Here is a 19,592-nt window from a genome sequence, read left to right as displayed (position 1 = left end):
CGCCTCTACCGTCCGCCGTTGTAGGGCCCGTACGGCCCGTCGCTGCTGCTGCCGCCGCTGCGCCGGCCGCCGCCGGAGACCTGCTTGAGCGCGGGACGCACGTCGACGAAGAACACGATGGTGGCGACGAGACCGGCGATCATGAGGAAGAGCATGCCGCCGAGCCACCCCGACCAGACGAGATAGTCGATGACGACGGTCACGCCGAGGAGGACCGACCAGAAGGTCTTCGTCTTCTTGTCGGCCGCACGGTACGCGTCCTCGCGCGCCATCAGCGCGAACACGAAGGCAAGAACCGCGAGCCCGAGCACGGCCAGCCCGAGCAGCGGAAGCACTCCCGTATCGAACCCGTCCTTCAACATCGCCTGACCGCCTTCTCACGCTTCGCTCGCCGGATGCCACCTGTCTCCACGCTACCGGCAGAGCCCCGTTCCCAAACCACAACGGACCGGACGCCCCGCGGGTGCCCGGTCCGTCGCGCCTCGCTCAGCTCTCGTCGGCCGTCTCGACCGCGGCCTTCTTGGCCGCCGCCTTGCGCGCCGGAGCCTTCTTCGCCGCGGGCTCCGCGGCGGGCTCCTCCGCCACCGGCCCGGCAGCCTCCGGCTCCACGACCACGGCGATGTCGACGATCTCCTCGGAGACCTCGCCGCGCCAGGCCCGTACGGTCTGCTCACCGTGCTCGGCGACCTTGTCGTAGGCCTCCTTGGCCTTGACCGCGTACTCGGCGGCCACGCCGACCCCGCGCAGCGCCAGGTCCTGGGCGGTCTCCCCGAGCTTCTTCGCGTCGATCGCGCCGAGCACCTCGGTGACGGTGGCGGTGACCGCCTCCTGCGCCTCCTTGGCCTTCCCCTTGGCCTTCTCCTGCACGGCCTTCGGGTCGGTGTTCTTCACGGCCTCGATGCGCGCGGGGGCCTCGGCCCGCAGCTGCTCGATCAGCCCGGGCACCTTCTTGGCCTGCTGCACGGCGAGGTCGGCGGTGCCGGCGGCGAAGTAGAGGGGGGTCGGGTCGGTGAGGGTCTTCTTCAGGTCATCGGCGATGGCCATGTGGTGGTCCTCCCGGATCACGGTCTCGGTTCGTGCTCAGTGCGGTTCGTGCTCAGTGCTGTGCGCGTTCAATGCTGTGCGCGCTCAGTGCTGTGCGCGCTCAGTTCGTACGGCGCGTCTCGGCATCGCCGCCGCCGGCAGCGGCTTCCGCCGCCTCCGCCGCCGCCTGCGCCGCGGCCTCGGCCTCCGCCTCCGCCTCGGCCTCCGCGACGTTCTCCTTGCGGAAGGAGGCGTAGATCTGGAGCAGCACCTGCTTCTGCTGCTCGCTGATCGACGGATCGGCGAGGATCACGGCCCTCGTCTCCACGGCGTCGCGGTCCCGCTCGTCCAGGATTCCGGCCTGCACGTAGAGCGTCTCGGCGGAGATCCGCAGCGCCTTGGCCAGCTGCTGCAGGATGTCCGCGCTCGGCTTGCGCAGCCCGCGTTCGATCTGACTGAGGTACGGATTCGACACCCCCGCCGCATCGGCCAGCTGCCGCAGCGAAAGCTGCGCCTGCCGCCGCTGCTCGCGCAGGTACTCGCCGAGATTCCCGACGTTGAGCGATGCCATGCCCCGATCCTGCCGCACCGTGCTAACTATTGCAAGCAGCTGCTTGCAATAACTCCCACCCTCAGTTGCCGTCGTGGAGCCCGGGGCGGGTCCAGAGGGTGAGGTCGCTGCTGGTGGCCACCGCCAGGGTGAGGCCGGAGGGAGAGAAGCCGACGGCGCGCAGTTCCGAGTACCGGGAGTGGAAGACGTGCCACCACGTCCCTCCCGCCGGTCCCTCGTGCACCCCGCCGTCCGCGGAGAGGATCACGCGGTCGTGGGGCCACTCGGGGCTGACCACGTCCAGGGTCCACCCGTCCGGTGTGGTGCTGTGCAGGCCGCCGCCGAAGAGCCCCGCGACGTGCACCCGGGCGCCTTCGACCGGGCCGAACCCGGGGCAGGTGAGGTCCGGCGAGGCGTCGGGGGTGCTGGTGTCGGGGTCGGGATCCCGGTCGCGGGCGATCTTCTCGCCGGTGACCGCGTCGAAGAGTCCGTGGCCGTCGTTCGACACGACCATGACGAGGTCGTGCCCGCTGTCGGGATGCACGGCGAAGCCGATCCCGAGCAGACCACCGACGGGAGTCCGGCGGTCCAGCACCGGCTGCCAGGGATCCGGGGCCCGCATGACACAGGCGGCGATGTAGCGCTCGCGCAGCTTCTGCTGGTACTCCGTGATCAACTCGTCTCCTCCCGTCAATCGTCGTCGCAGGACCCGGCTTACGGCGCCGTCGCGATGATCACCGTCGCGTAGTACTCCTCCGAAGTCACCGCGCGCGCCGACAGGCCCGCCGCCGTCAGGGCCGAGGCCGTGACCGGGGCCTGGCGGGCGCTCGTCTCGATCAGCAGGCTGCCGCCCGGCGCGAGCCAGGGCGGGGCGCCGGCGGCGACCCGGCGGTGCACGTCCAGGCCGTCCGCCCCGCCGTCCAGGGAGACGGGCGGCTCGTGGTCGCGGGCCTCCGCCGGCAGCAGGGCGATCTCCCCGGTCGGGACGTACGGGGCGTTGACCACCAGCACGTCCACCCGGCCCCGGAGCCCGGCGGGCAAGGCCGCGTAGAGGTCGCCCTCCCACACGCTGCCGCCGTACGGGGTCACGTTGCGCCGGGCATAGGCGAGCGCGGCGGGATCGATGTCCGCCGCGTGCAGCTCGGCCCCCGGCACCCGCGCGGCCACGGCGGCGCCCAGCGCGCCCACCCCGCAGCACAGGTCCACGACCACGGCGCCGGGCCGGGCCGCCCCGGCCGCCTCCCGCGCGAGGAACTCGCTGCGCCGACGCGGCACGAAAGCCCCCTCGCCGACGGCCATCCGCAGCCCGCAGAACTCCGCCCAGCCGACGACGTGTTCCAGTGGTTCGCCCGCCACCCGCCGGGCCAGCAGCCCCTCCAGGTGCCCCGCGTCCTCGGCGGCGGCGAACAGCAGCTCCGCCTCCTCCTCCGCGAAGACGCAGCCGGCCGCGCGCAGGGCTTCCACCAGTGTTGCCAACTACCTCAGTCCTCCACGCCTCAGAAGATGTCCGGACACCACGGGCGGCGCGCCGTGCGGAACACCGCGTCCGCGAGCGCGAGCGCCCCGGGGCGCTCCTCCGTGATCGCGCCGAGCGCCGCCAGACGCACCGCCGACCCGTCACCCAGGTACAGCGACCCCAGTGTGCCCACGTCCAGGCGCAGGTCGGCCGGCTCCTCCGTGCGTACGCAGTCCCCCGCGCCCGCGTCGAGCCGGTAGCGCCCGCCCGCCGGGCCGGTCTTGTCGACGACCTCCAGGACGAGGACCCCGGGCACGGCGTACGTCCGCGCGCCGAGGGCCCGTACGACGTCCAGCAGCCGCACCCACAGCCAGTCGGCCGAGGTCACCGTCCGCGCGGCGCGCGGGTCGGGCAGCAGCCCGGCGACGAGGTCGTCGGGGGCGCGGTAGCCGGTGCGGACCTTCACCACCCAGTCGATGGAGCACAGGAACCGCCACAGCGCCCGCTCCACCTCGGGGGTGAGGGCGAGCAACTGCCGCACCTGCACGGTGTTCTGCGGAACCTTGGCATCAGTCCAGTTGTCGTCGGCGGTGTACCGGACCAGGCCGGCCACCTCGCCCCGCGCGGTCCGGTACACCGCGTGGAAGGACGGCGTGTACGGGTTGTGCGACATGGCTTCCGCACCCGTCATCACCCGCCACCACCGGGCGTCGCGGCTCACCGCACCCGGGGTCGCCGCCCGCAGCCGCTCGTGCAGGGCCGGGCCCAGCTCCCGCACCTCGGCCTCGTCCACGAGGTCGATCCGCCCGCCGTCTCGGGGAACGGCGGCGCGCGGGTCGAGTCCCGTGCGCGGTACGTCGATCTCCCACTCCGCGGCGAAGGTGGCGGGCCCGTACCCGTAGCGCCCGTAGATCGGGTACTCGGCGGCGATCAGCGTGGACAGCACGTCACCGCGCGCGTGGGCGGCGGACAGCTCGGCGGCCATCATCCGGGTCAGCAGGCCCTGCCTGCGGTGCGTGGGGGCCACGGTCACGTTGGTGACGGCGCTCGACGGGACGAACCCCCCGCCGGGCACGGTCAGTTCCTGCGGGAAGGAACGGAAGGTCGCCACGCAGCGTCCGGTGTCCGCGTCGAAACCGCCCTGCGTCCGGGCGAAGTCGAGGATCTCGGCCAGCTGGGCGGCGTCCGCGGCCGTGGGGTGCGCGGCGTTCAGGAAACCGGTCTGCTGGGCACGCAGCCACGCGGGAAGCTCGGATACGGCGATCGGCCGGACGTCAGCGCTCATAGCCACCCACGCTAATCGGCCCGGCCCGCCCCCGTCGCGCGGATTTCCCGCGCGCACCACCCGCGGCCGGCCGGCCCGCTCAGGCCAGCAGGTCGTCCACCTGGGCCTCGCCCTCGCGATAGCGCCGGGTGATCTCCCCGCTGCAGTCGTCGGCCGTGCGCTGGAGCTGCTGGCGGCGCCGCGAGACCTGCTGCTCGTAGCGCACCAACTTGCCCATGCCCTCGTGGAGTTCCTCGTCCGTGCGCGCTCCCAGGTCCGACAGCTCCACGTCGGAGAGCATCTCGGCCGCCAGCAGCCGGTATTCCTCCCCGTGCGGGGTGCCGAGCGTGACGTGCCGGGCGGAGGCGCTGCGGCTGGAGGGGGCGTCCGCGAGGATCTCCGAGAGCCGGTCCACCACCGGCGCCTCGGGGTCCGTACGCCGCGCGAGCTCGGCGCGCAGGATGTCGATGCGGCCCTGGAGCAGCCGGCGTACGTAGCTCAGGTCGGCCTCGTCGCGCTGCGCGTCGCGGCGCAGTCCGCGCAGCTCCGGCAGTCCGAGCGCGGTGGTCGCCGTCGTCGGCGCGTCCGAGGCCCCGGTCCGCTGCGCGGGCGGCCGCGGCGCCGAGGTCTCGGCGGTCACCGCGGGTGCGACGGTCGCGCCGGATCCCACGGGTCCGATGGGTCCGATGGTTCCGATGGGTCCGATGGGCGCAGGAGCAGATGCAGGTGCGGAGGTACCAGAAGTATTCATGCGTTCGTGTCCGTCCCCTCGACCGGTGCTGGGGGCACCGCCTGCGTGCATCGTGCCACTCCGCACGGTGCCGACGCAGTCCCACTCCACCCGATCGGCCCCGGACGGGTGCAAGCCTGGTACACAGGTGTTATGCGAGCAGTGGTGCAGAGGGTGGACGGCGCGAGCGTCGTGGTGGCCGGCGAGACCGTCGGGGAGATCGTCGGGGAGGGGCTGTGCGTCCTGGTGGGGGTGACCCATGACGACACCCCGGAGAAGGCGGAGCTGCTGGCGCGCAAGCTCTGGTCGGTGCGGATCCTGGAGGCCGAGAAGTCCTGCAGCGACGTGAACGCGCCGCTGCTGGTGATCTCCCAGTTCACCCTCTACGGAGACGCCCGCAAGGGCCGGCGCCCCACCTGGAACGCGGCCGCGGGCGGCGCTTTCGCCGAGCCGCTCGTGGACGAGGTCGTGGCGCAACTGCGGGCGCTGGGCGCGACGGTGGAGACGGGCCGGTTCGGGGCCGACATGCGGGTCTCGCTGACCAACCACGGCCCGTTCACCATCGTCATCGACATCTAGCGCGCCGGTCAAGGCGCCGTCACGGCGCCACGACGACCTCTTGGGCGGCGGCCGTCCCGCCCACCAGCAGCGGGGCGTCCACCGGGACGTTCCGCTTGACCAGCGCGAGCGCGATGGGGCCGAGCTCGTGGTGGCGGACCGAGGTGGTCACGAAGCCCAGCTGGCGGCCCTCCTCGCCGTCCGCGGCCAGCCGTACGGGCGCGCCGTGCGCGGGGAGCAGCACCTCGGAGCCGTCCAGGTGCAGGAAGACCAGCCGGCGCGGCGGCTTCCCCAGGTTGTGGACGCGGGCCACCGTCTCCTGGCCGCGGTAGCAGCCCTTCTGCAGGTGCACGGCGGTGCCGATCCAGCCGAGCTCGTGCGGGATGGTGCGGTGGTCGGTCTCCAGGCCGAGCCGCGGCCGGTGCGCCTCGACGCGCAGGGCCTCGTACGCGAGCAGGCCGGCGACCGGGCCGTGCGAGGCGGCGAAGGCCTCCAGGCCGGCGCGGGGCAGGAACACGTCGCGGCCGTACGGGGTCTCCCGTACGGCAAGTTCCTTGGCGACCTCGGCGATGGAGCCGGCCGGCAGGTGCACGACGGCGAACTCGGCGGTCCGGTCGGCGACTTCCACGCGGTAGAAGAAGATCATCGACTCCAGGTAGGCGATCAGCGCCTCCTGGGTGCCGGGCTCGACGTGCATCCACATCGTCTCGCCGTCGTCGACGAGGTAGAGCGCGTGCTCGATGTGGCCGTTCGCGGAGAGGATCAGCGCCTCGGTGGCCTCGCCTGCCGGGAGCGCGGTGACGTGCTGAGTGATCAGCAGGTGCAGCCAGCTCAGCCGGTCCGGGCCGGTGACGGTGACCACCCCGCGGTGGGAGAGGTCCACGAAGCCGCGGCCGTCGGCGAGTGCGCGCTGTTCTCCGTAGAGCTCGCCGTAGTGGGCGGCGACGCCCTCGTCGCGGCCTTCGGCCTGCACGGCGCCGGGGAGATGGAGCAAGGGGCTGCTGGTCATGCCACCAGCCTACGACCCTGCCCCGGGGTGACCTAGGGCACGCCCCGGCCGGGTGCTAGTGGTGCTTGGCGGCGCAGTTCTTGCAGCGGCCGAAGATGGCGAAGTGCTTCATGTCGGTCTCGAAGCCGAAGGTGTCGCGGAGCTTGGAGATGAACTCGGCGGCGATGTCCACGTCCGCCTCGATGACCTCGGTGCAGTCGCGGCAGACCAGGTGGATGTGGTGGTGCCGGTCGGCGAGGTGGTAGGTGGGAGCCCCGTGCCCGAGGTGGGCGTGGGAGACCAGCTTCAGCTCCTCCAGGAGCTCCAGCGTGCGGTAGACCGTGGAGATGTTGACCCCGGAGGCCGTCTTGCGCACCTCGGCGAGGATTTCGTCCGGGGTGGCGTGCTCCAGGGCGTCCACCGCTTCCAGCACGAGCTGGCGCTGCGGGGTCAGGCGGTATCCGCGCTGGCGCAGGTCGCTCTTCCAGTCGCCGCCTTCTGCGGCGGCGAGGCTCTCGGTGCTTTCGGTGCTGTCGGTGGTCACCACCCGGCCAGTGTAGGCCTCGGGCCCGCGGGAGGGGGAGCGGGGAGGTGCCGCGCATGCGGGGAGGCGCCGCGCATGCGGGAGCCCCCGGCGGCCGGGGCGGCCGGGGCTCCTGTGAACGCTCGCGTACCGGCCGACTCGCGCGGGCGGCGGCCTGGCGGCGGCCTGGCGCGGTCTGGCGGCGGTCTAGCGGAAGAAGGCGATGCCGTCGTCCGGCATGTCCGGAAGGTTGCGCGCCATCTCCGCGACCTCCTCGGGCGTCACGACCTTCTTCAGCTGGGCCGACATGTAGGGGCGCAGCTCCACCTCGGGGGTGGCCTTCTCGCCGACCCACATCAGGTCGCTCTTCACGTAGCCGTAGAGCCGCTTGCCACCGCTGTACGGGCCGGAGGCCGCGGTGCGGGCGACCGCGTCGGTGACCACGTCGATCTGCGGCTTCTTGTCGGCGAGCTCGCCGTACCAGACCTCGACGACGCCCTGGTCGCGGACCATGACGATCTCGACCTTGCGGTCCTTGTCGATGCGCCAGTAGCCCGACTCGGACTCCAGCGGCCGCACCTTGTTGCCCTCGGCGTCGAGCACCCAGGTGTGGGAGGTGTACTCCAGGAAGTCCCGGCCGTCGTGGCTGAAGACGACTTCCTGGCCGAAGTTGCACTTCTCCTCACCGGGGAAGTCGAAGACGCCTGCGCCCTCCCAGTTGCCGAGGAGGAAGGCGAGGGGGACGAGACCCGGGTTCAGGTCGGACGGGATCTGGATCATGGGTGGCTGCTCAGCTCAGGCGATCTGTGGGAGGGGTTCCGGTATCCGGGGCGGTCGGCTGCAGATCCGGAGGGATCAGCGCTGGCCCTGGTACAGCTTCTTCACGGCCAGGACGGAGAAGGCGAGGACGCCGACGCAGACCAGGACCAGCAGGGAGGTGAAGACTGCCTCAAGCACGGGGTGCTCCTCGGAGTGTTAAGGGTGGCGTTACGGGGCCGGTCCCCAAGCCTACTGGCCTGGGGACCGGGGCACGGTGTGAGGTGGCCCGTACGGGGCTCCCGCGGCGGCCGTGCGCTAGCCGAGCAGCTGGTGCTGGAGGATCACCGTCTGGTGGAAGGGCACGCTCGCCACCTCGCCCTTGCGGGTCTGCAGGACGAGGGCCTGGATGTCGCCGGACTGGATGCACGCGAGCTTGGTCTGGTCGTCGCCCGTGGGCTTGGCCTCCTGGTAGAGGGTGACCGCGCTGGTGCTGCCCTGCGTGATCGGACCGTTCCCGTGGGACTGCAGTTCGCTGCGCTGGGAGGACCTGACCCCCCTCCAGACCGGGTCGGCCTCCAGCACGAGGGCTCCGTTCAGGCCCATGGAGACCTCGCAGCCCTTGAAGGCGCTCACGAACTCGGGCGAATGGAAGCGCAGCAGGTAGACACGGGTGCGCGTGCCGTCCGGGGTGGTCCAGCCGCGGGCGACGATCTGGCGCAGACCCTCGTTCGCGAGCTCCGCCTTCATCTTCCCGCGGAAGGTGTCGACGTACTCCGCCAGGAAGGTGTCGACCGTCACCACCTCGTCCTTCTCCAGCTTCAGCGTGGAGTCGGGCTTGGAGCCGGTGGGCGGCGGCAGGAGCAGCTGGGTGAGCCCCGCGTAGTGGATGCCGAGCGGGTTGTCCTCGGCGAACGGCAGCGCGGCGCCGGCCGGCAGCGCCGGCCTCTCCAGCGCCGGGTAGTCCAAGCGACCGTCGGCCTTGGTGGACAGGCCCGGGATGTCCGTGCGCTCGGGCTGGGTGACCTGGTACGCGACACCCGTGCCGACGGCTGCGAAGACGAGTACGGCGGCGGTCCAGCGCAGCGCGGCGAACAGCTTGCGGCGGTCCTTGGGCGCGGCCGGGACCTCCGGGGCCTGCGGGGCGGCGAAGGGGTTGGCCGCGAGCGGGTCCGCGGCGAACGCGGCGGCCCGGGCGGCCCCCTGCTCGTCCACGGCCGGCTGCGGGACGGCGTCCTCGGCGGGCTGCGGGACAGCGTCCACGGCCGGCCGCGGTACGGCGTCCTCGGCGGGCCGCGGTGCGGCGTCCTCGGGGAGCGCCGACACGGGTCCGGTGGTGTGCTGCTCGGTCACGCGGACTCCCCGGGGGACTTCAGGTGGTTCATCTGGTTCTGGAAGAGCGCGACGGCGTTGGCGGTGGCGAAGGGCTTGGGCCCGTACGCGCGGAAGGTGACCATCACGTCGCCCTCGACGGCCACGCAGTCGATCGAGTCGATCTTTTCCTTCTTCTTCTCGCCGACCGCTTCCAGCGAGCACTTGGCGTCCGGGAACCCGTCCACCTTCGGCGCCTTGCGGCCGTCACCCGTGAAGTCGAGGAACTTCTTGCCGACCGCCGAGAACGCGCCCAGGGCCTTCGGGTCGGCCTGCATGATGCGGACCTCGGCGTACCAGCTGGTCCGCTCGTTCACGTAGCTGCGCCCGGCCAGCCCCTTGAGCTTCAGCCCGGCCAGCATCTTGTCGCGGTCCTTGCGCTCCGAGCTGGTGAGGCCGGCGCGGGTCTCCTTGAGGCCCTCGATCGCCTTCTCGCCGGAGACGAAGAAGTTGTTGCCGTCCTCCTCCAGGTCCGGACCCAGCAGGAACCCGGGCGGAAGCGGCAGCAGTTTGCCCGAGAGGGCGTGCGTCGGCACGGAGCCGGGCGCCTCGCGCTTCGCGGGCTCCGCACCGATGGGGATCCAGTAGGCGGTGGGCGCGTCCCGGTCGGCGTCCGCGATCGCGGAGGACGCCCAGACGCCACCGCCCACGAGCACCGCGGCGGCCACGCCGCCGGCGATCAGGGCGACCGTCTTGCGGCTGACCTTGCGCGCGGGCTTCGCGGGCGGGGCCTGGGTCGCGCCGGGCTCCGCGCCGGGCTCCGCGCCGGGCTCCGCGCCGGACGTCGGATCCGCGGCCACGGGCTCCGCAGCGGCCGGAAGCTCCGCCGCGGCCGGAGTCACGTCGTTCTGCGGCTCGGTCACAGTCGCTCCAGCTGTCGCTTGGCCAGGTCCACGACATCGCTTTCGCTGACCTTGCCGCGGTTGTTCACGTAGTTGATGTCGAGCACGATGTCGCCCCGGCGGGCGAGGGCGCGGGCGTCGCGCATCGGCAGGTACCCCGCCTTCTCCTCGGCCTCGGAGTCCACCCAGACGTGCCCGAGCTCCGAGGGGAGACCCGGGATCGCCACGCCGTCGTTGCCCGCGTACTCCTTCGTGGGCATGTACCTCGACTGATTGATCTGGTAGCTGTCGGCCCCGGAGCGGTCGTTGAACTGGATCAGCCGCACGTTGACGAAGGTCGTGTCGTTCACCGCCCAGCTCACCGACGCGATCCGCCGGATGTTCTGCTCGGCGAGGTAGCGCAGCTGGCCGTCGGGCTCCTTGAAGAAGGTCGCGAAGTACTCGATGGGCTCGTAGCCCGAACCCTCCTGCTTCGACCCGGCCGGCGCCTCGATCAGCAGCTTCGCGAGGTCGTCGTCCGTCTTGTGCCAGCGCTGCGCGTTGATCGTCTTGTGCGTGGTCGCGTCGTCGGGCGCGAGCGCCTTCGGGTGCACCAGGTCCGCCTGCGCCAGCGGGGCCAGCGGGGTCGGTTCGCGGTCGTACTGGATCGCGTAACCGGTGACCGTGCCCGCCAGGACGCCGAGGACGACGGCGCCCGCGATCAGGAGGAGCGTACGGCTGCGGCGGCGGGGGGAGGAGGTCGTGATTGCGCCCGCAATCACGTCCGGAGTGCCCGATTCCGGGACGGTCTCCCCCTCTTTCCGCTGCTCAGGGATGGTCTGTTCGTGTTCCAAAAGAGGTCCCCCCACAGGACTGGAGTCGCGGATCGTTCGCCCGCGTACACAGAAAACACCCTCGCGTGGGGAGATGCCGCGATCATGCTTATTACATTTTTATCTCAACGAGTTTCAATCCTCATGGCGCCGCTTTCCGTCCAGTTCGTCCCACCACTCGTCGGACTTCGCGTCACCCGAGGGGTCGTCCCACCAGCGGTCGTCCGGACCGCGCCGGTTCGCGACCATCGCGGCGACCGGGGGAATGACCATGGCGACCACGCACAGCGCCACGGCGGCCTCGACCGACCACAGGCGCACGAAGGACCAGGCGGAGACGAAGAGGAACAGGCATCCGCCCATGAGCAGGAAATAGGCGCGCCGGCGCCGGGCGTACATGCCTCCAGGGTAGGGCCGCCCCGCGCTCCCGGGGAGGCCCGCTACGGTCCGGACCGGCCCGTAGCGGCCCGAGCGGCCCGGAACGACACGAAGGGCCGCACCCGAACCAGTGGCGTCCAACCCCCGGGGGTGCGGCCCTTCGGCCGGTCATGCGGTCACACAAGTGCGGTGCTCAGACCGCGATCGCCACGTCCGTGACGCCGCCGGACTCGACGACGACCACGGCGCGGTCCGCCTGTGCGCCGCCGGGCACGAGGGCGCGCAGCGTCCAGGAGCCCTCGGCCGCGTAGAAGCGGAACTGGCCGGTGGCCGAGGTCGGAACCTCGGCGGTGAACTCGCCGGTCGAGTCCAGCAGGCGGACGTAACCGCTGATGGGCTCGCCGTCCTTGGTGACCTGGCCCTGGATGGCCGTCTCACCGGGCTTGAGCGTCGAGAGGTCGGGCCCGCCGATCTGTGCTCCACACATGTTCTCTGTCCTGTCCTAGAGAGGTATGACTACGGGCGTCGCATGCCCGGAACGAACGCTGGGTGTCTGGAACTACTTGTTGGCGCCGAGCTCGATCGGCACGCCGACCAGCGAGCCGTACTCGGTCCACGAACCGTCGTAGTTCTTGACGTTCTCCTGGCCCAGGAGCTCGTGCAGCACGAACCAGGTGAGCGCGGAGCGCTCACCGATGCGGCAGTAGGCGATGGTGTCCTTCGCCAGGTCGACCTGCTCGGCCTGGTAGAGGGCGGTGAGCTCCTCGTCGGACTTGAAGGTTCCGTCGTCGTTGGCGTTCTTCGACCACGGGATGTTGCGGGCGCTCGGGATGTGACCCGGACGCTGCGACTGCTCCTGCGGGAGGTGCGCCGGCGCGAGCAGCTTGCCCGAGAACTCGTCGGGCGAGCGGACGTCGACCAGGTTCTTGGTGCCGATCGCGGCGACCGCGTCGTCACGGAAGGCGCGGATCGAGGTGTCCTGGGCCTTGGCCTTGTACTCGGTGGCCGGGCGGCTGGGGACCTCGGTGCCGTCGACCAGGTCGCGGGAGTCGAGCTCCCACTTCTTGCGGCCGCCGTCGAGCAGGCGGACGTCCTGGTGGCCGTAGAGCTTGAAGTACCAGTAGGCGTAGGACGCGAACCAGTTGTTGTTGCCGCCGTAGAGGACGACGGTGTCGTCGTTGGAGATGCCCTTGGCGGAGAGGAGCTTCTCGAAGCCCTCCTGGTCCACGAAGTCACGGCGGACCGGGTCCTGGAGGTCGCTCTTCCAGTCGATCCGGACGGCGTTGGTGATGTGGTTCTTGTCGTACGCGGACGTGTCCTCGTCCACCTCGACGATGACGACGTTCGCGTCGTTCAGGTGGGCCTCGACCCAGTCGGCGTCTACGAGGACGTCGCTGCGGCTCATGGTGTTCTCCTCCGGGGCAGTGTGCGGCGGGGTGGTGCTGGTGGTGCGGGGTGCGTGCGTCCGGGTGCGCCCAGCGGTCCTGATGCGGGGAGGCTTCAGGAGGGCGGGAGGCAGAGGTGGTCACACGGGAAAGCGGAAGGCCGTCGTCCGGCTATGGAGCGGGATGCGCTCACACGTCACATGGATCGACAGAGCATGGCGGCGACGCGACACAGGTCTACTGCCCGTCGCTTCGTGAGATCCGCCTGCTGATGCTTCATAGCCATGGATCGTAGGGACGAATCGGCCGCCCTGTCACCGCCGTGTCATATTTCGAGACAGGATCGTCCGAATACTGGGATGAGAGACCTTCCCGATCTTCCGGAACGGGCCGCGCGGGGCTCCGTACGGCCCTCCCATCTGCGCATCGGACCCACTCGTCTCACTATCCGGCCAGTGCCAGATTCGTACCGCCTAGGGTGAGCACCACACCGGCCTCGTCCGCGGTCAGCGTCGTCAGCCGGACCCCCGACGGCAGACCCCCGTCGATCCGCCGGTCGAAGTCGGTCTTCCTGCGCACCACGGCCTCGATGCCGGGGAGGCCCTCGCCCGGCACCTCGTCGGCGCGGACCCGGACGGTGCTCCCGTCCTTCCCCTCGCCGCCGCCGACCAGGGAGACCGTCGAGACCACGCTGCGGCTGAGGGTGCGGCCGAGGAACTCCACGCTCGCGGTGACCTTCAGCTTGCCGGGCGCCCCGCCGTAGGCGACCGTCACCCCGGGCTGGGCGGCCGCGGTCAGGTCGGCGTACGTGACGAGGGCCGAGCCCGTGGCGGAGCGGGCGGTGCCGCCGCTGTAGTCGCCGTTCAGCTCCACCCCGCGGAAGGCGACCCGCAGCCGGGACAGGTGCGTCGTACGGCCGTCCGAGGTCGCCACGGCGGCGCCGGCCACCTTCAGGTCGACCTGGTCGAGGTCGCGGGAGAGCGCCTGGGTCAGGAACGGGAACCCCTGGATGTCCACCTCCACCCCGGACAGGCCCTGCCGGGCCGAGATCCGCTCCGCCATGCGGTCCTCGGCGTAGCCCGCCGCCCAGCGGTCCAGCCCGACGCACAGGCCGCCGAGGACCACTCCGATGATCACAACGACACGCAGGACACGCACGTGCCCACCCCCCAGACGATTGGTACGTCGGGCCAGTGGACCATGTCCGGCCGTGAGGGCGCTGTGAGATGACGGGGTGTGAGGTGGAGCGTGCCGCGGTGTGACGACGCCCGCCCCGGGTGAGCGGGGCGGGCGCCGTGGAGGGGGGAGGGAGGAGGCGGAGGCCTCCGCCCCGTCAGCCCACCACCCTGCCGATCAGGTAGACCGCCGGGGCCGCCGCGGCCAGCGGCAGCGCGACACCGGCCGTCATGTGGACGAACTTCGACGGGTAGTCGTACGCCGCCACGCGCAGCCCGATCAGCGCGCACGCCCCGGCCGCCAGGCCGATCAGCGCGCCGCCCGCGCCCACGGACGTCAGCCCGCCCACGGCGATGCCCGCACCGGCCGCGGCGGCCAGCGAGACGCCGACCGAGGGCGCGGTGGGCAGCGGGAGCGCCCGGGCGAAGACGGCCACCGCCACGGCGGCGGCGCCCACGCTCGCGGCGGCGGAGTCGGCGGCGAGGTAGCCGGCGCAGACGATGGCCAGCGCGGCCGAGGCCACCGAGGCCATCAGCCCGTACATCCGCTCGTCCGGCTCGGCGCGGCTGCGCAGCTGGAGCACCAGCGTCAGCACCACCCAGGCACCGAGGGTGCCGACGATCGCGCCGGGGCCGTACGGTTCCTCCACCGCGAGCACGGCCGCATCGGCGACGACCGCCCCGGCGAAGGCCAGGGCGATGCCCTGACGGGCCGGCCACATGCCGTTGAGGCGGAACCAGCCCGCCGCGGTGAGGCCCTGGAGGGCGATCAGCGGAGCGAGCAGCGCGTACTCGCTCAGCGCGGCGGCGCCCGCGATGACCAGCCCGAGGGCGGCCGTCAGTATGGCCGCCTGCGGACCGGGATCGATGATCGGCGAGCGGCCTTCTGCGCGGGCCTGGGCCGGGTCCACGGCGCGCAGCGTGTTGCCCGCGAGGGTGGGCGGCGACCAGGCGGGCTCCTCCTCGGCCGTCGTCCCGCCGGCCACCGGGTCCGCGGCGGGAACCCCGCCCGGGACCTCGGCCGCCTGCTGCGGGAGGTACGGGGCCTGGGCCTGGATCTGGGCCTCGACCTGGTTCTGGACGTGCTCCGCGGCCCACGCCGGAGCGGGGGCGGGAGCCTGGGCCTGGGCCTGGGCCTGGGCCTGCGCCTGCGCCTCCGGCTGGAACGGGTCGGACGGGCCGGGGTAGGACGCCGGGTAGGCGGTCTCCCCCCACGGCTGCTGCGGGTAGGCCGGCGCCGCGTAGGAATCCGCGTACGGATCCGCGTACGCCTGCTGCTGCCCCCACTCCTGGCCGGAGACGGGCGCCTGGGCCTGCGGCTGCTGCTGCACCTGCGGGCCCTGCGGCTCCTGCGGCTCCTCGCGGAACCAGCCCTCGGGGGCGACCGGGTACTGCGCCGGTACGCCGTCCAGCGGGGCCACGACCGGCTGGTACGAGGTGTCCCACGTCGGAGACTGCCAGGTCTGGGTCCCGTACGCGTCGGGCTGCTCTTGCTGCTGCCGTTGCAGGTGCTGCTGCTGTTCCTGCTGCAGGCGCTGCTGCTGCAGGTGCTGCTGCTGCCGCTGATGTTCCTCGGGCGTGCTCGGTGTAGTCATCGGGGTCCGCTCACCCGCCCGCGAACGGCGGGAGCACCTCGACGGTGCCCCCCTCGGTCAGCTCGACGGAATCGTGCGGGCGCTTGCCCACGGGTTCTTCGTTCACGAGGAAGGAGCAGCGCAGCAGGACCCGGGTCAGCTCCCCGGAGTGGCGTTCCCGCACGGCGTCGAGCGCCTCGGCCAGTGTCCGCGCCGAGTACGGCTCCTCCGCCGTCTTGGCCGCGGCCTTAGCCGCCGCCCAGTAGCGGATGGTTCCGGTTGCCACTGCACGCTCCTCTCGTCGGCGCTCTGCCGTCGGCCTCCATCATGACCCCTCGCGCCCCCGATCCCGGCGTGCCTCCGCGCGCCCCGCCTGCGCCCGGGCGGCCCGCACCCGGTCCACCGATCCGGTGAAACCGGCGCATATGCGGGTTCCGGGGTGGCGGGAACCACAGAAGTGGAAGGCGCAGAAGCCTCGGCCCCGCCGGTGCGGGTGGGCTATTCTGCTGCCGAGAGGATCCGGGCAACGTAGCCCCCGGGTCCTTTTGTGCTTTCAGCACGTTGAACGGACCGAGAACAGTGGTGTCCATCCGGGCCTCAGGGCGCGGGGACCGGGCGGACACCGGCAAGTCGTACGAAGCAGTGCCGCGAAAGTCCTCGACGGGACCGAGGAGGAACCGACGTGATGGACCAGCGAACCGTCGTGCAAGTGCAGGTGCGGGCAGAGGTACCGGCTCACGCACCTGCGCACGCACACCAGCAGTACTTCCGCCCGACCCGGGCAGGTGGTGGGGCATGAGCTCACTCCTGCTCCTGACCAACGCCCTACAGCCCTCGACCGAGGTCCTGCCGGCCCTCGGCCTGCTGCTCCACAGCGTCCGGGTGGCGCCGGCCGAGGGCCCCGCCCTCGTCGACACCCCGGGCGCCGACGTGATCCTGATCGACGGCCGCCGCGACCTGCCCCAGGTGCGGTCGCTGTGCCAGCTGCTCCGCTCCACGGGGCCCGGCTGCCCGCTGATCCTCGTCGTCACCGAGGGCGGCCTCGCGGCCGTCACCGCCGACTGGGGCATCGACGACGTCCTCCTCGACACCGCCGGACCGGCCGAGGTCGAGGCGCGGCTGCGCCTCGCCACCGGCCGCCAGCAGCTCGGCTCGGACGACTCCCCGATGGAGATCCGCAACGGTGACCTGTCGGTCGACGAGGCGACGTACTCGGCGAAGCTGAAGGGCCGGGTCCTGGACCTGACCTTCAAGGAGTTCGAGCTCCTGAAGTACCTCGCCCAGCACCCGGGCCGGGTCTTCACGCGCGCGCAGCTCCTCCAGGAGGTGTGGGGCTACGACTACTTCGGCGGCACCCGCACCGTCGACGTGCACGTACGGCGCCTGCGCGCGAAACTCGGGCCCGAGCACGAGTCGCTGATCGGCACCGTCCGCAACGTCGGGTACCGCTTCGTCACCCCGGAGAAGGTGGAACGGGCGGCGGCGGAAGCGGCCGCGCAGGCGGCCACGAAGGCGGCGGCCGAGGCCTCCGCGCGGGCCGCGGCGGCACTCACCCGGATGGACTAGGGGTTGGGTGAAGAAGCTGTGGGAATGACCTCCTCCGGACGCCCTGCCCAGAGGTAGGTCACCCCGCGTAGACTTCCGCGCGTGGCCAAGGTGACGCGGGATGACGTGGCACGACTAGCGGGTACTTCTACCGCCGTCGTGAGCTACGTCATCAACAACGGACCCAGGCCGGTTGCCCCGGCCACGCGCGAGCGTGTCCTCGCCGCGATCAAGGAACTGGGCTACCGCCCGGACCGGGTCGCCCAGGCGATGGCCTCACGCCGCACCGACCTCATAGGCATGATCGTCCCCGATGCCCGCCAGCCCTTCTTCGCGGAGATGGCGCACGCGGTCGAACAGGCCGCCGCCGAGCGCGGAAAGATGGTGCTGGTCGGCAACTCCGACTACCGCACCGAGCGCGAGGTCCACTATCTGCGGGCCTTCCTCGGGATGCGGGTCTCCGGCCTGATCCTGGTCAGCCAGGGCATGAGCGAGCAGGCCGCCTCGGAGATCGAGGCGTGGGACGCCCGCGTGGTCCTCCTCCACGAGCGCCCCGAGGCCATCGACGACGTCGCCGTCGTCACGGACGACATCGGCGGCGCGCAGCTCGCCACCCGGCACCTCCTCGAACACGGGCACCCCTACGTGGCCTGCCTGGGCGGCGTCGAGAACACCCCCGAGGTCGGCGACCCGGTGGCCGACCACGTCGAGGGCTGGCGGCGGGCCATGCTCGAATCCGGCCGCTCGGTGGAGGGCCGGCTCTTCCAGGCGCCGTACAACCGCTACGACGCGTACAAGGTGGCCCTGGAGCTCCTCGCCGGACCGGACCGCCCGCCGGCGATCTTCTGCGCTACGGACGACCAGGCGATCGGCGTCCTGCGCGCGGCGCGGGAGCTGCGCATCGACGTGCCCGGGGAGCTGGCCGTGGCCGGCTTCGACGACGTCAAGGAGGCGGCCCTGACGGACCCGCCCCTCACCACGGTCGCCTCGGACCGCCCGGCGATGGCCCGCGCGGCGGTGGACCTCGTCCTGGACGACGCCCTGCGGGTGGCGGGCTCCCGCCGCGAACGCCTGAAGCAGTTCCCCTCGGCCCTGGTCATCCGCCGCTCCTGCGGCTGCCGCTAACAGCTGGCCGCTGAGGGAACCCGGCACCCCGGAGCGTGCTCCCCGCCGTAACCGCGTGCGGCGCCGTACCCGGGGGCCAGGCCCCCGGACCCCCGCTCCTCAAACGCCGGAGGGGCTGGATTTTCGCCGGCGTTTGAGCCCCAAGGGATCCGGGGCGGAGCCCGGCCTTATATCGGGCATACACGGTTCTGTCGGGCTTCTCAGCCGGGACTCAGGAAGCTCTCATGATCCGCGGACAGAGTCATACCCATGACCGAGAACCTCCGCCGCGAAGGCGAGTACCCCCAGGAAAACCGCCCCGAGCAGCCCGCCCCCTGGGGCGAGGACCGGCAGCGCGGTCGTGACCGGCTCGCACAGGACGCCGCCTACCCGCCTCCGCCCGCCTACCCCCCGGCGACCCCCGCCCCCGGCTGGCACGAGGCGCACGCCGCCCCGGTCATCCAGGGCGAGACCGTCCCCCGGGGCGGCGGGAGCGGCGACGGCGGCTGGGCCACCTGGGGCGAGGCCGCCCCCGCGGCCCCCGCCCCGCAGGGCCAGGGCCAGGGCCACGCCCGGGCCAAGCGCCCGGTCGCCCTCCTCGCCGCCGTGGCCCTCGCGGCCGCCGTGGTCGGCGGCGGAACGGCCGCCGCCGTCCAGCAGATGCTGAACAAGACCAACGGCACCGGCACCGGCGTCAACGGCAGCACCATCTCCCAGTCGAGCAACGGCACCGTCTCCGGCGTCGCCGAGAACGTCAGCCCCTCCGTCGTCCGCATCGACACCCGCACCGGCTCCGGCCAGGGCACCGGCTCCGGCATCGTGATCACCGCCGACGGCGAGATCGTCACCAACAACCACGTGATCGACGGCGCGAGCCAGATCCAGGTGACGATGAGCGACGGCAAGAAGTACAGCGCGAAGATCGTCGGCACGGACCCGGACAAGGACCTCGCCCTCATCAAGCTGGAGGGCGCGAGCGGCCTCAAGCCCGCGAACCTCGGCAACTCCGACAACATCAAGGTCGGCGACGAGGTCGTCGCCATCGGCTCCCCCGACCGCCTCACCGGCACCGTCACCAGCGGCATCGTCTCCGCGCTGAACCGCGAGGTGAACGTCCCCACGTCGGAGCAGAAGCAGCGGTCCCCCGAGGACGGCTTCCCCTTCTCCTACGGCGGGCAGCAGTTCAACGGGGACACCGGCACGGACACCACCTCGTACAAGGCCATCCAGACGGACGCCTCCCTCAACCCGGGCAACTCCGGCGGCGCCCTGGTCAACATGAACGGCGACATCGTGGGCATGCCCTCCGCGATCTACTCCCCCTCCAGCGGCAGCGGCTCCGCCGGCAGCGTCGGCCTCGGCTTCGCCATCCCCGTCAACACCATCAAGGCCGACCTCCCCTCGCTCCGCGAGGGCGGCCCCGGCGGCGACGGAAGCAACAGCGACGGCAACGGCAACAACAACGGCACCACCGCGAACGGTTTCGGGACCTCCTTCTAGCCCGACTTACCAGCCCGCCCGTGCGAGCCTGGTAGGAGACCGACCACCACCTGGGGGG

Annotated in this window: 24 protein-coding genes; 4 read left to right on the top strand and 20 right to left on the bottom strand. The window is 72.0% G+C overall.

The window, feature by feature from the left end; all coding sequences use genetic code 11:
* Positions 1-5: 5 nt before the first annotated feature.
* The 7 genes from ACIQV3_RS29220 to ACIQV3_RS29190 form a co-directional block, all read right to left on the bottom strand.
* A complete protein-coding gene (locus ACIQV3_RS29220; RefSeq protein ID WP_403717035.1) occupies positions 6-362 on the bottom strand; it encodes a DUF2516 family protein in 357 nt (118 codons plus the stop codon).
* Between the two features lie 124 nt (positions 363-486).
* Positions 487-1,044 (bottom strand): hypothetical protein, encoded by a 558-nt coding sequence (locus ACIQV3_RS29215; RefSeq protein ID WP_403717033.1) that lies wholly within the window; start codon positions 1,042-1,044, stop codon positions 487-489.
* 100 nt (positions 1,045-1,144) lie between these two features.
* A complete protein-coding gene (locus ACIQV3_RS29210; protein WP_403717031.1) occupies positions 1,145-1,594 on the bottom strand; it encodes a helix-turn-helix domain-containing protein in 450 nt (149 codons plus the stop codon).
* Positions 1,595-1,655: 61 nt separating this feature from the next.
* Complete coding sequence (locus ACIQV3_RS29205) at positions 1,656-2,249, bottom strand: hypothetical protein (protein WP_403717029.1); 594 nt, start codon at positions 2,247-2,249, stop codon at positions 1,656-1,658.
* A 38-nt stretch (positions 2,250-2,287) separates the two neighbouring features.
* On the bottom strand, positions 2,288-3,049 hold the full coding sequence (locus ACIQV3_RS29200; protein WP_403717027.1) for a putative protein N(5)-glutamine methyltransferase: 762 nt from the start codon (positions 3,047-3,049) through the stop codon (positions 2,288-2,290).
* A gap of 20 nt (positions 3,050-3,069) precedes the next feature.
* A complete protein-coding gene (locus ACIQV3_RS29195) occupies positions 3,070-4,314 on the bottom strand; it encodes a GNAT family N-acetyltransferase (protein ID WP_403717024.1) in 1,245 nt (414 codons plus the stop codon).
* A gap of 79 nt (positions 4,315-4,393) precedes the next feature.
* Positions 4,394-5,044: an AmfC protein gene (locus tag ACIQV3_RS29190; RefSeq protein ID WP_403717022.1), complete on the bottom strand. Its 651-nt coding sequence runs from the start codon at positions 5,042-5,044 to the stop codon at positions 4,394-4,396.
* A gap of 132 nt (positions 5,045-5,176) precedes the next feature.
* Here ACIQV3_RS29190 and dtd point away from each other — a divergent pair, with 132 nt between their 5' ends.
* A complete protein-coding gene (dtd, locus tag ACIQV3_RS29185) occupies positions 5,177-5,602 on the top strand; it encodes a D-aminoacyl-tRNA deacylase (protein ID WP_250744592.1) in 426 nt (141 codons plus the stop codon).
* Positions 5,603-5,621: 19 nt separating this feature from the next.
* On the opposite strand, the gene ACIQV3_RS29180 is transcribed toward dtd, so the two are convergent.
* The 13 genes from ACIQV3_RS29180 to ACIQV3_RS29120 form a co-directional block, all read right to left on the bottom strand.
* Positions 5,622-6,590, bottom strand: coding sequence for a YgfZ/GcvT domain-containing protein (locus ACIQV3_RS29180; RefSeq protein ID WP_403717019.1), 969 nt, complete (start codon positions 6,588-6,590; stop codon positions 5,622-5,624).
* Positions 6,591-6,645: 55 nt separating this feature from the next.
* On the bottom strand, positions 6,646-7,116 hold the full coding sequence (locus ACIQV3_RS29175) for a Fur family transcriptional regulator (protein WP_403717016.1): 471 nt from the start codon (positions 7,114-7,116) through the stop codon (positions 6,646-6,648).
* Positions 7,117-7,299: 183 nt separating this feature from the next.
* Complete coding sequence (locus ACIQV3_RS29170; RefSeq protein ID WP_250744595.1) at positions 7,300-7,872, bottom strand: FABP family protein; 573 nt, start codon at positions 7,870-7,872, stop codon at positions 7,300-7,302.
* Between the two features lie 294 nt (positions 7,873-8,166).
* Complete coding sequence (locus tag ACIQV3_RS29165) at positions 8,167-9,201, bottom strand: hypothetical protein (protein WP_403717013.1); 1,035 nt, start codon at positions 9,199-9,201, stop codon at positions 8,167-8,169.
* The gene (locus ACIQV3_RS29160; RefSeq protein WP_403717011.1) at positions 9,198-10,082 is read right to left on the bottom strand and encodes a hypothetical protein; all 885 of its coding nucleotides are present in this window, start codon (positions 10,080-10,082) and stop codon (positions 9,198-9,200) included. The genes ACIQV3_RS29165 and ACIQV3_RS29160 overlap by 4 nt, the downstream gene beginning before the upstream one ends.
* Positions 10,079-10,822, bottom strand: a complete 744-nt coding sequence (locus tag ACIQV3_RS29155; RefSeq protein WP_403717009.1) for a hypothetical protein — start codon at positions 10,820-10,822, stop codon at positions 10,079-10,081. Before ACIQV3_RS29155 ends, ACIQV3_RS29160 begins: the two co-directional genes overlap by 4 nt.
* Before the next feature lie 186 nt (positions 10,823-11,008).
* On the bottom strand, positions 11,009-11,272 hold the full coding sequence (locus ACIQV3_RS29150) for a DUF3099 domain-containing protein (RefSeq protein ID WP_250744599.1): 264 nt from the start codon (positions 11,270-11,272) through the stop codon (positions 11,009-11,011).
* Positions 11,273-11,444: 172 nt separating this feature from the next.
* Complete coding sequence (locus tag ACIQV3_RS29145; RefSeq protein ID WP_403717004.1) at positions 11,445-11,738, bottom strand: DUF1416 domain-containing protein; 294 nt, start codon at positions 11,736-11,738, stop codon at positions 11,445-11,447.
* Between the two features lie 72 nt (positions 11,739-11,810).
* Positions 11,811-12,656, bottom strand: coding sequence for a sulfurtransferase (locus tag ACIQV3_RS29140; protein ID WP_112449118.1), 846 nt, complete (start codon positions 12,654-12,656; stop codon positions 11,811-11,813).
* 176 nt (positions 12,657-12,832) lie between these two features.
* Positions 12,833-12,916 carry a putative leader peptide gene (locus ACIQV3_RS29135; protein WP_350206375.1) on the bottom strand — a complete coding sequence of 28 codons (84 nt, stop codon included), beginning with the start codon at positions 12,914-12,916 and terminating at the stop codon, positions 12,833-12,835.
* A gap of 164 nt (positions 12,917-13,080) precedes the next feature.
* Entirely contained in the window at positions 13,081-13,794 is a 714-nt protein-coding gene (locus ACIQV3_RS29130; RefSeq protein ID WP_403717000.1) for a DUF2993 domain-containing protein, read from the bottom strand.
* A gap of 175 nt (positions 13,795-13,969) precedes the next feature.
* Positions 13,970-15,406 carry a hypothetical protein gene (locus ACIQV3_RS29125; RefSeq protein ID WP_403716998.1) on the bottom strand — a complete coding sequence of 479 codons (1,437 nt, stop codon included), beginning with the start codon at positions 15,404-15,406 and terminating at the stop codon, positions 13,970-13,972.
* 10 nt (positions 15,407-15,416) lie between these two features.
* On the bottom strand, positions 15,417-15,671 hold the full coding sequence (locus ACIQV3_RS29120; RefSeq protein ID WP_403716996.1) for a MoaD/ThiS family protein: 255 nt from the start codon (positions 15,669-15,671) through the stop codon (positions 15,417-15,419).
* A gap of 509 nt (positions 15,672-16,180) precedes the next feature.
* Between ACIQV3_RS29120 and ACIQV3_RS29115 the strand changes: the two genes are divergently transcribed.
* The 3 genes from ACIQV3_RS29115 to ACIQV3_RS29105 all read left to right on the top strand — a co-directional run bounded on the left by ACIQV3_RS29115 (position 16,181) and on the right by ACIQV3_RS29105 (position 19,534).
* Positions 16,181-16,951, top strand: coding sequence for a response regulator transcription factor (locus tag ACIQV3_RS29115; protein ID WP_385371149.1), 771 nt, complete (start codon positions 16,181-16,183; stop codon positions 16,949-16,951).
* An 81-nt stretch (positions 16,952-17,032) separates the two neighbouring features.
* Positions 17,033-18,055, top strand: a complete 1,023-nt coding sequence (locus tag ACIQV3_RS29110; RefSeq protein WP_403716992.1) for a LacI family DNA-binding transcriptional regulator — start codon at positions 17,033-17,035, stop codon at positions 18,053-18,055.
* A gap of 249 nt (positions 18,056-18,304) precedes the next feature.
* On the top strand, positions 18,305-19,534 hold the full coding sequence (locus tag ACIQV3_RS29105; RefSeq protein WP_403716990.1) for a S1C family serine protease: 1,230 nt from the start codon (positions 18,305-18,307) through the stop codon (positions 19,532-19,534).
* The last annotated feature ends 58 nt before the right edge of the window (positions 19,535-19,592 follow it).

Origin of the sequence: Streptomyces sp. NPDC099050 (assembly GCF_044759865.1) — a bacterium.
GTDB lineage: Bacteria > Actinomycetota > Actinomycetes > Streptomycetales > Streptomycetaceae > Streptomyces.
Note: the sequence above shows the minus strand (reverse complement) of the source record. Positions and strands in the feature narration are given on the sequence as shown.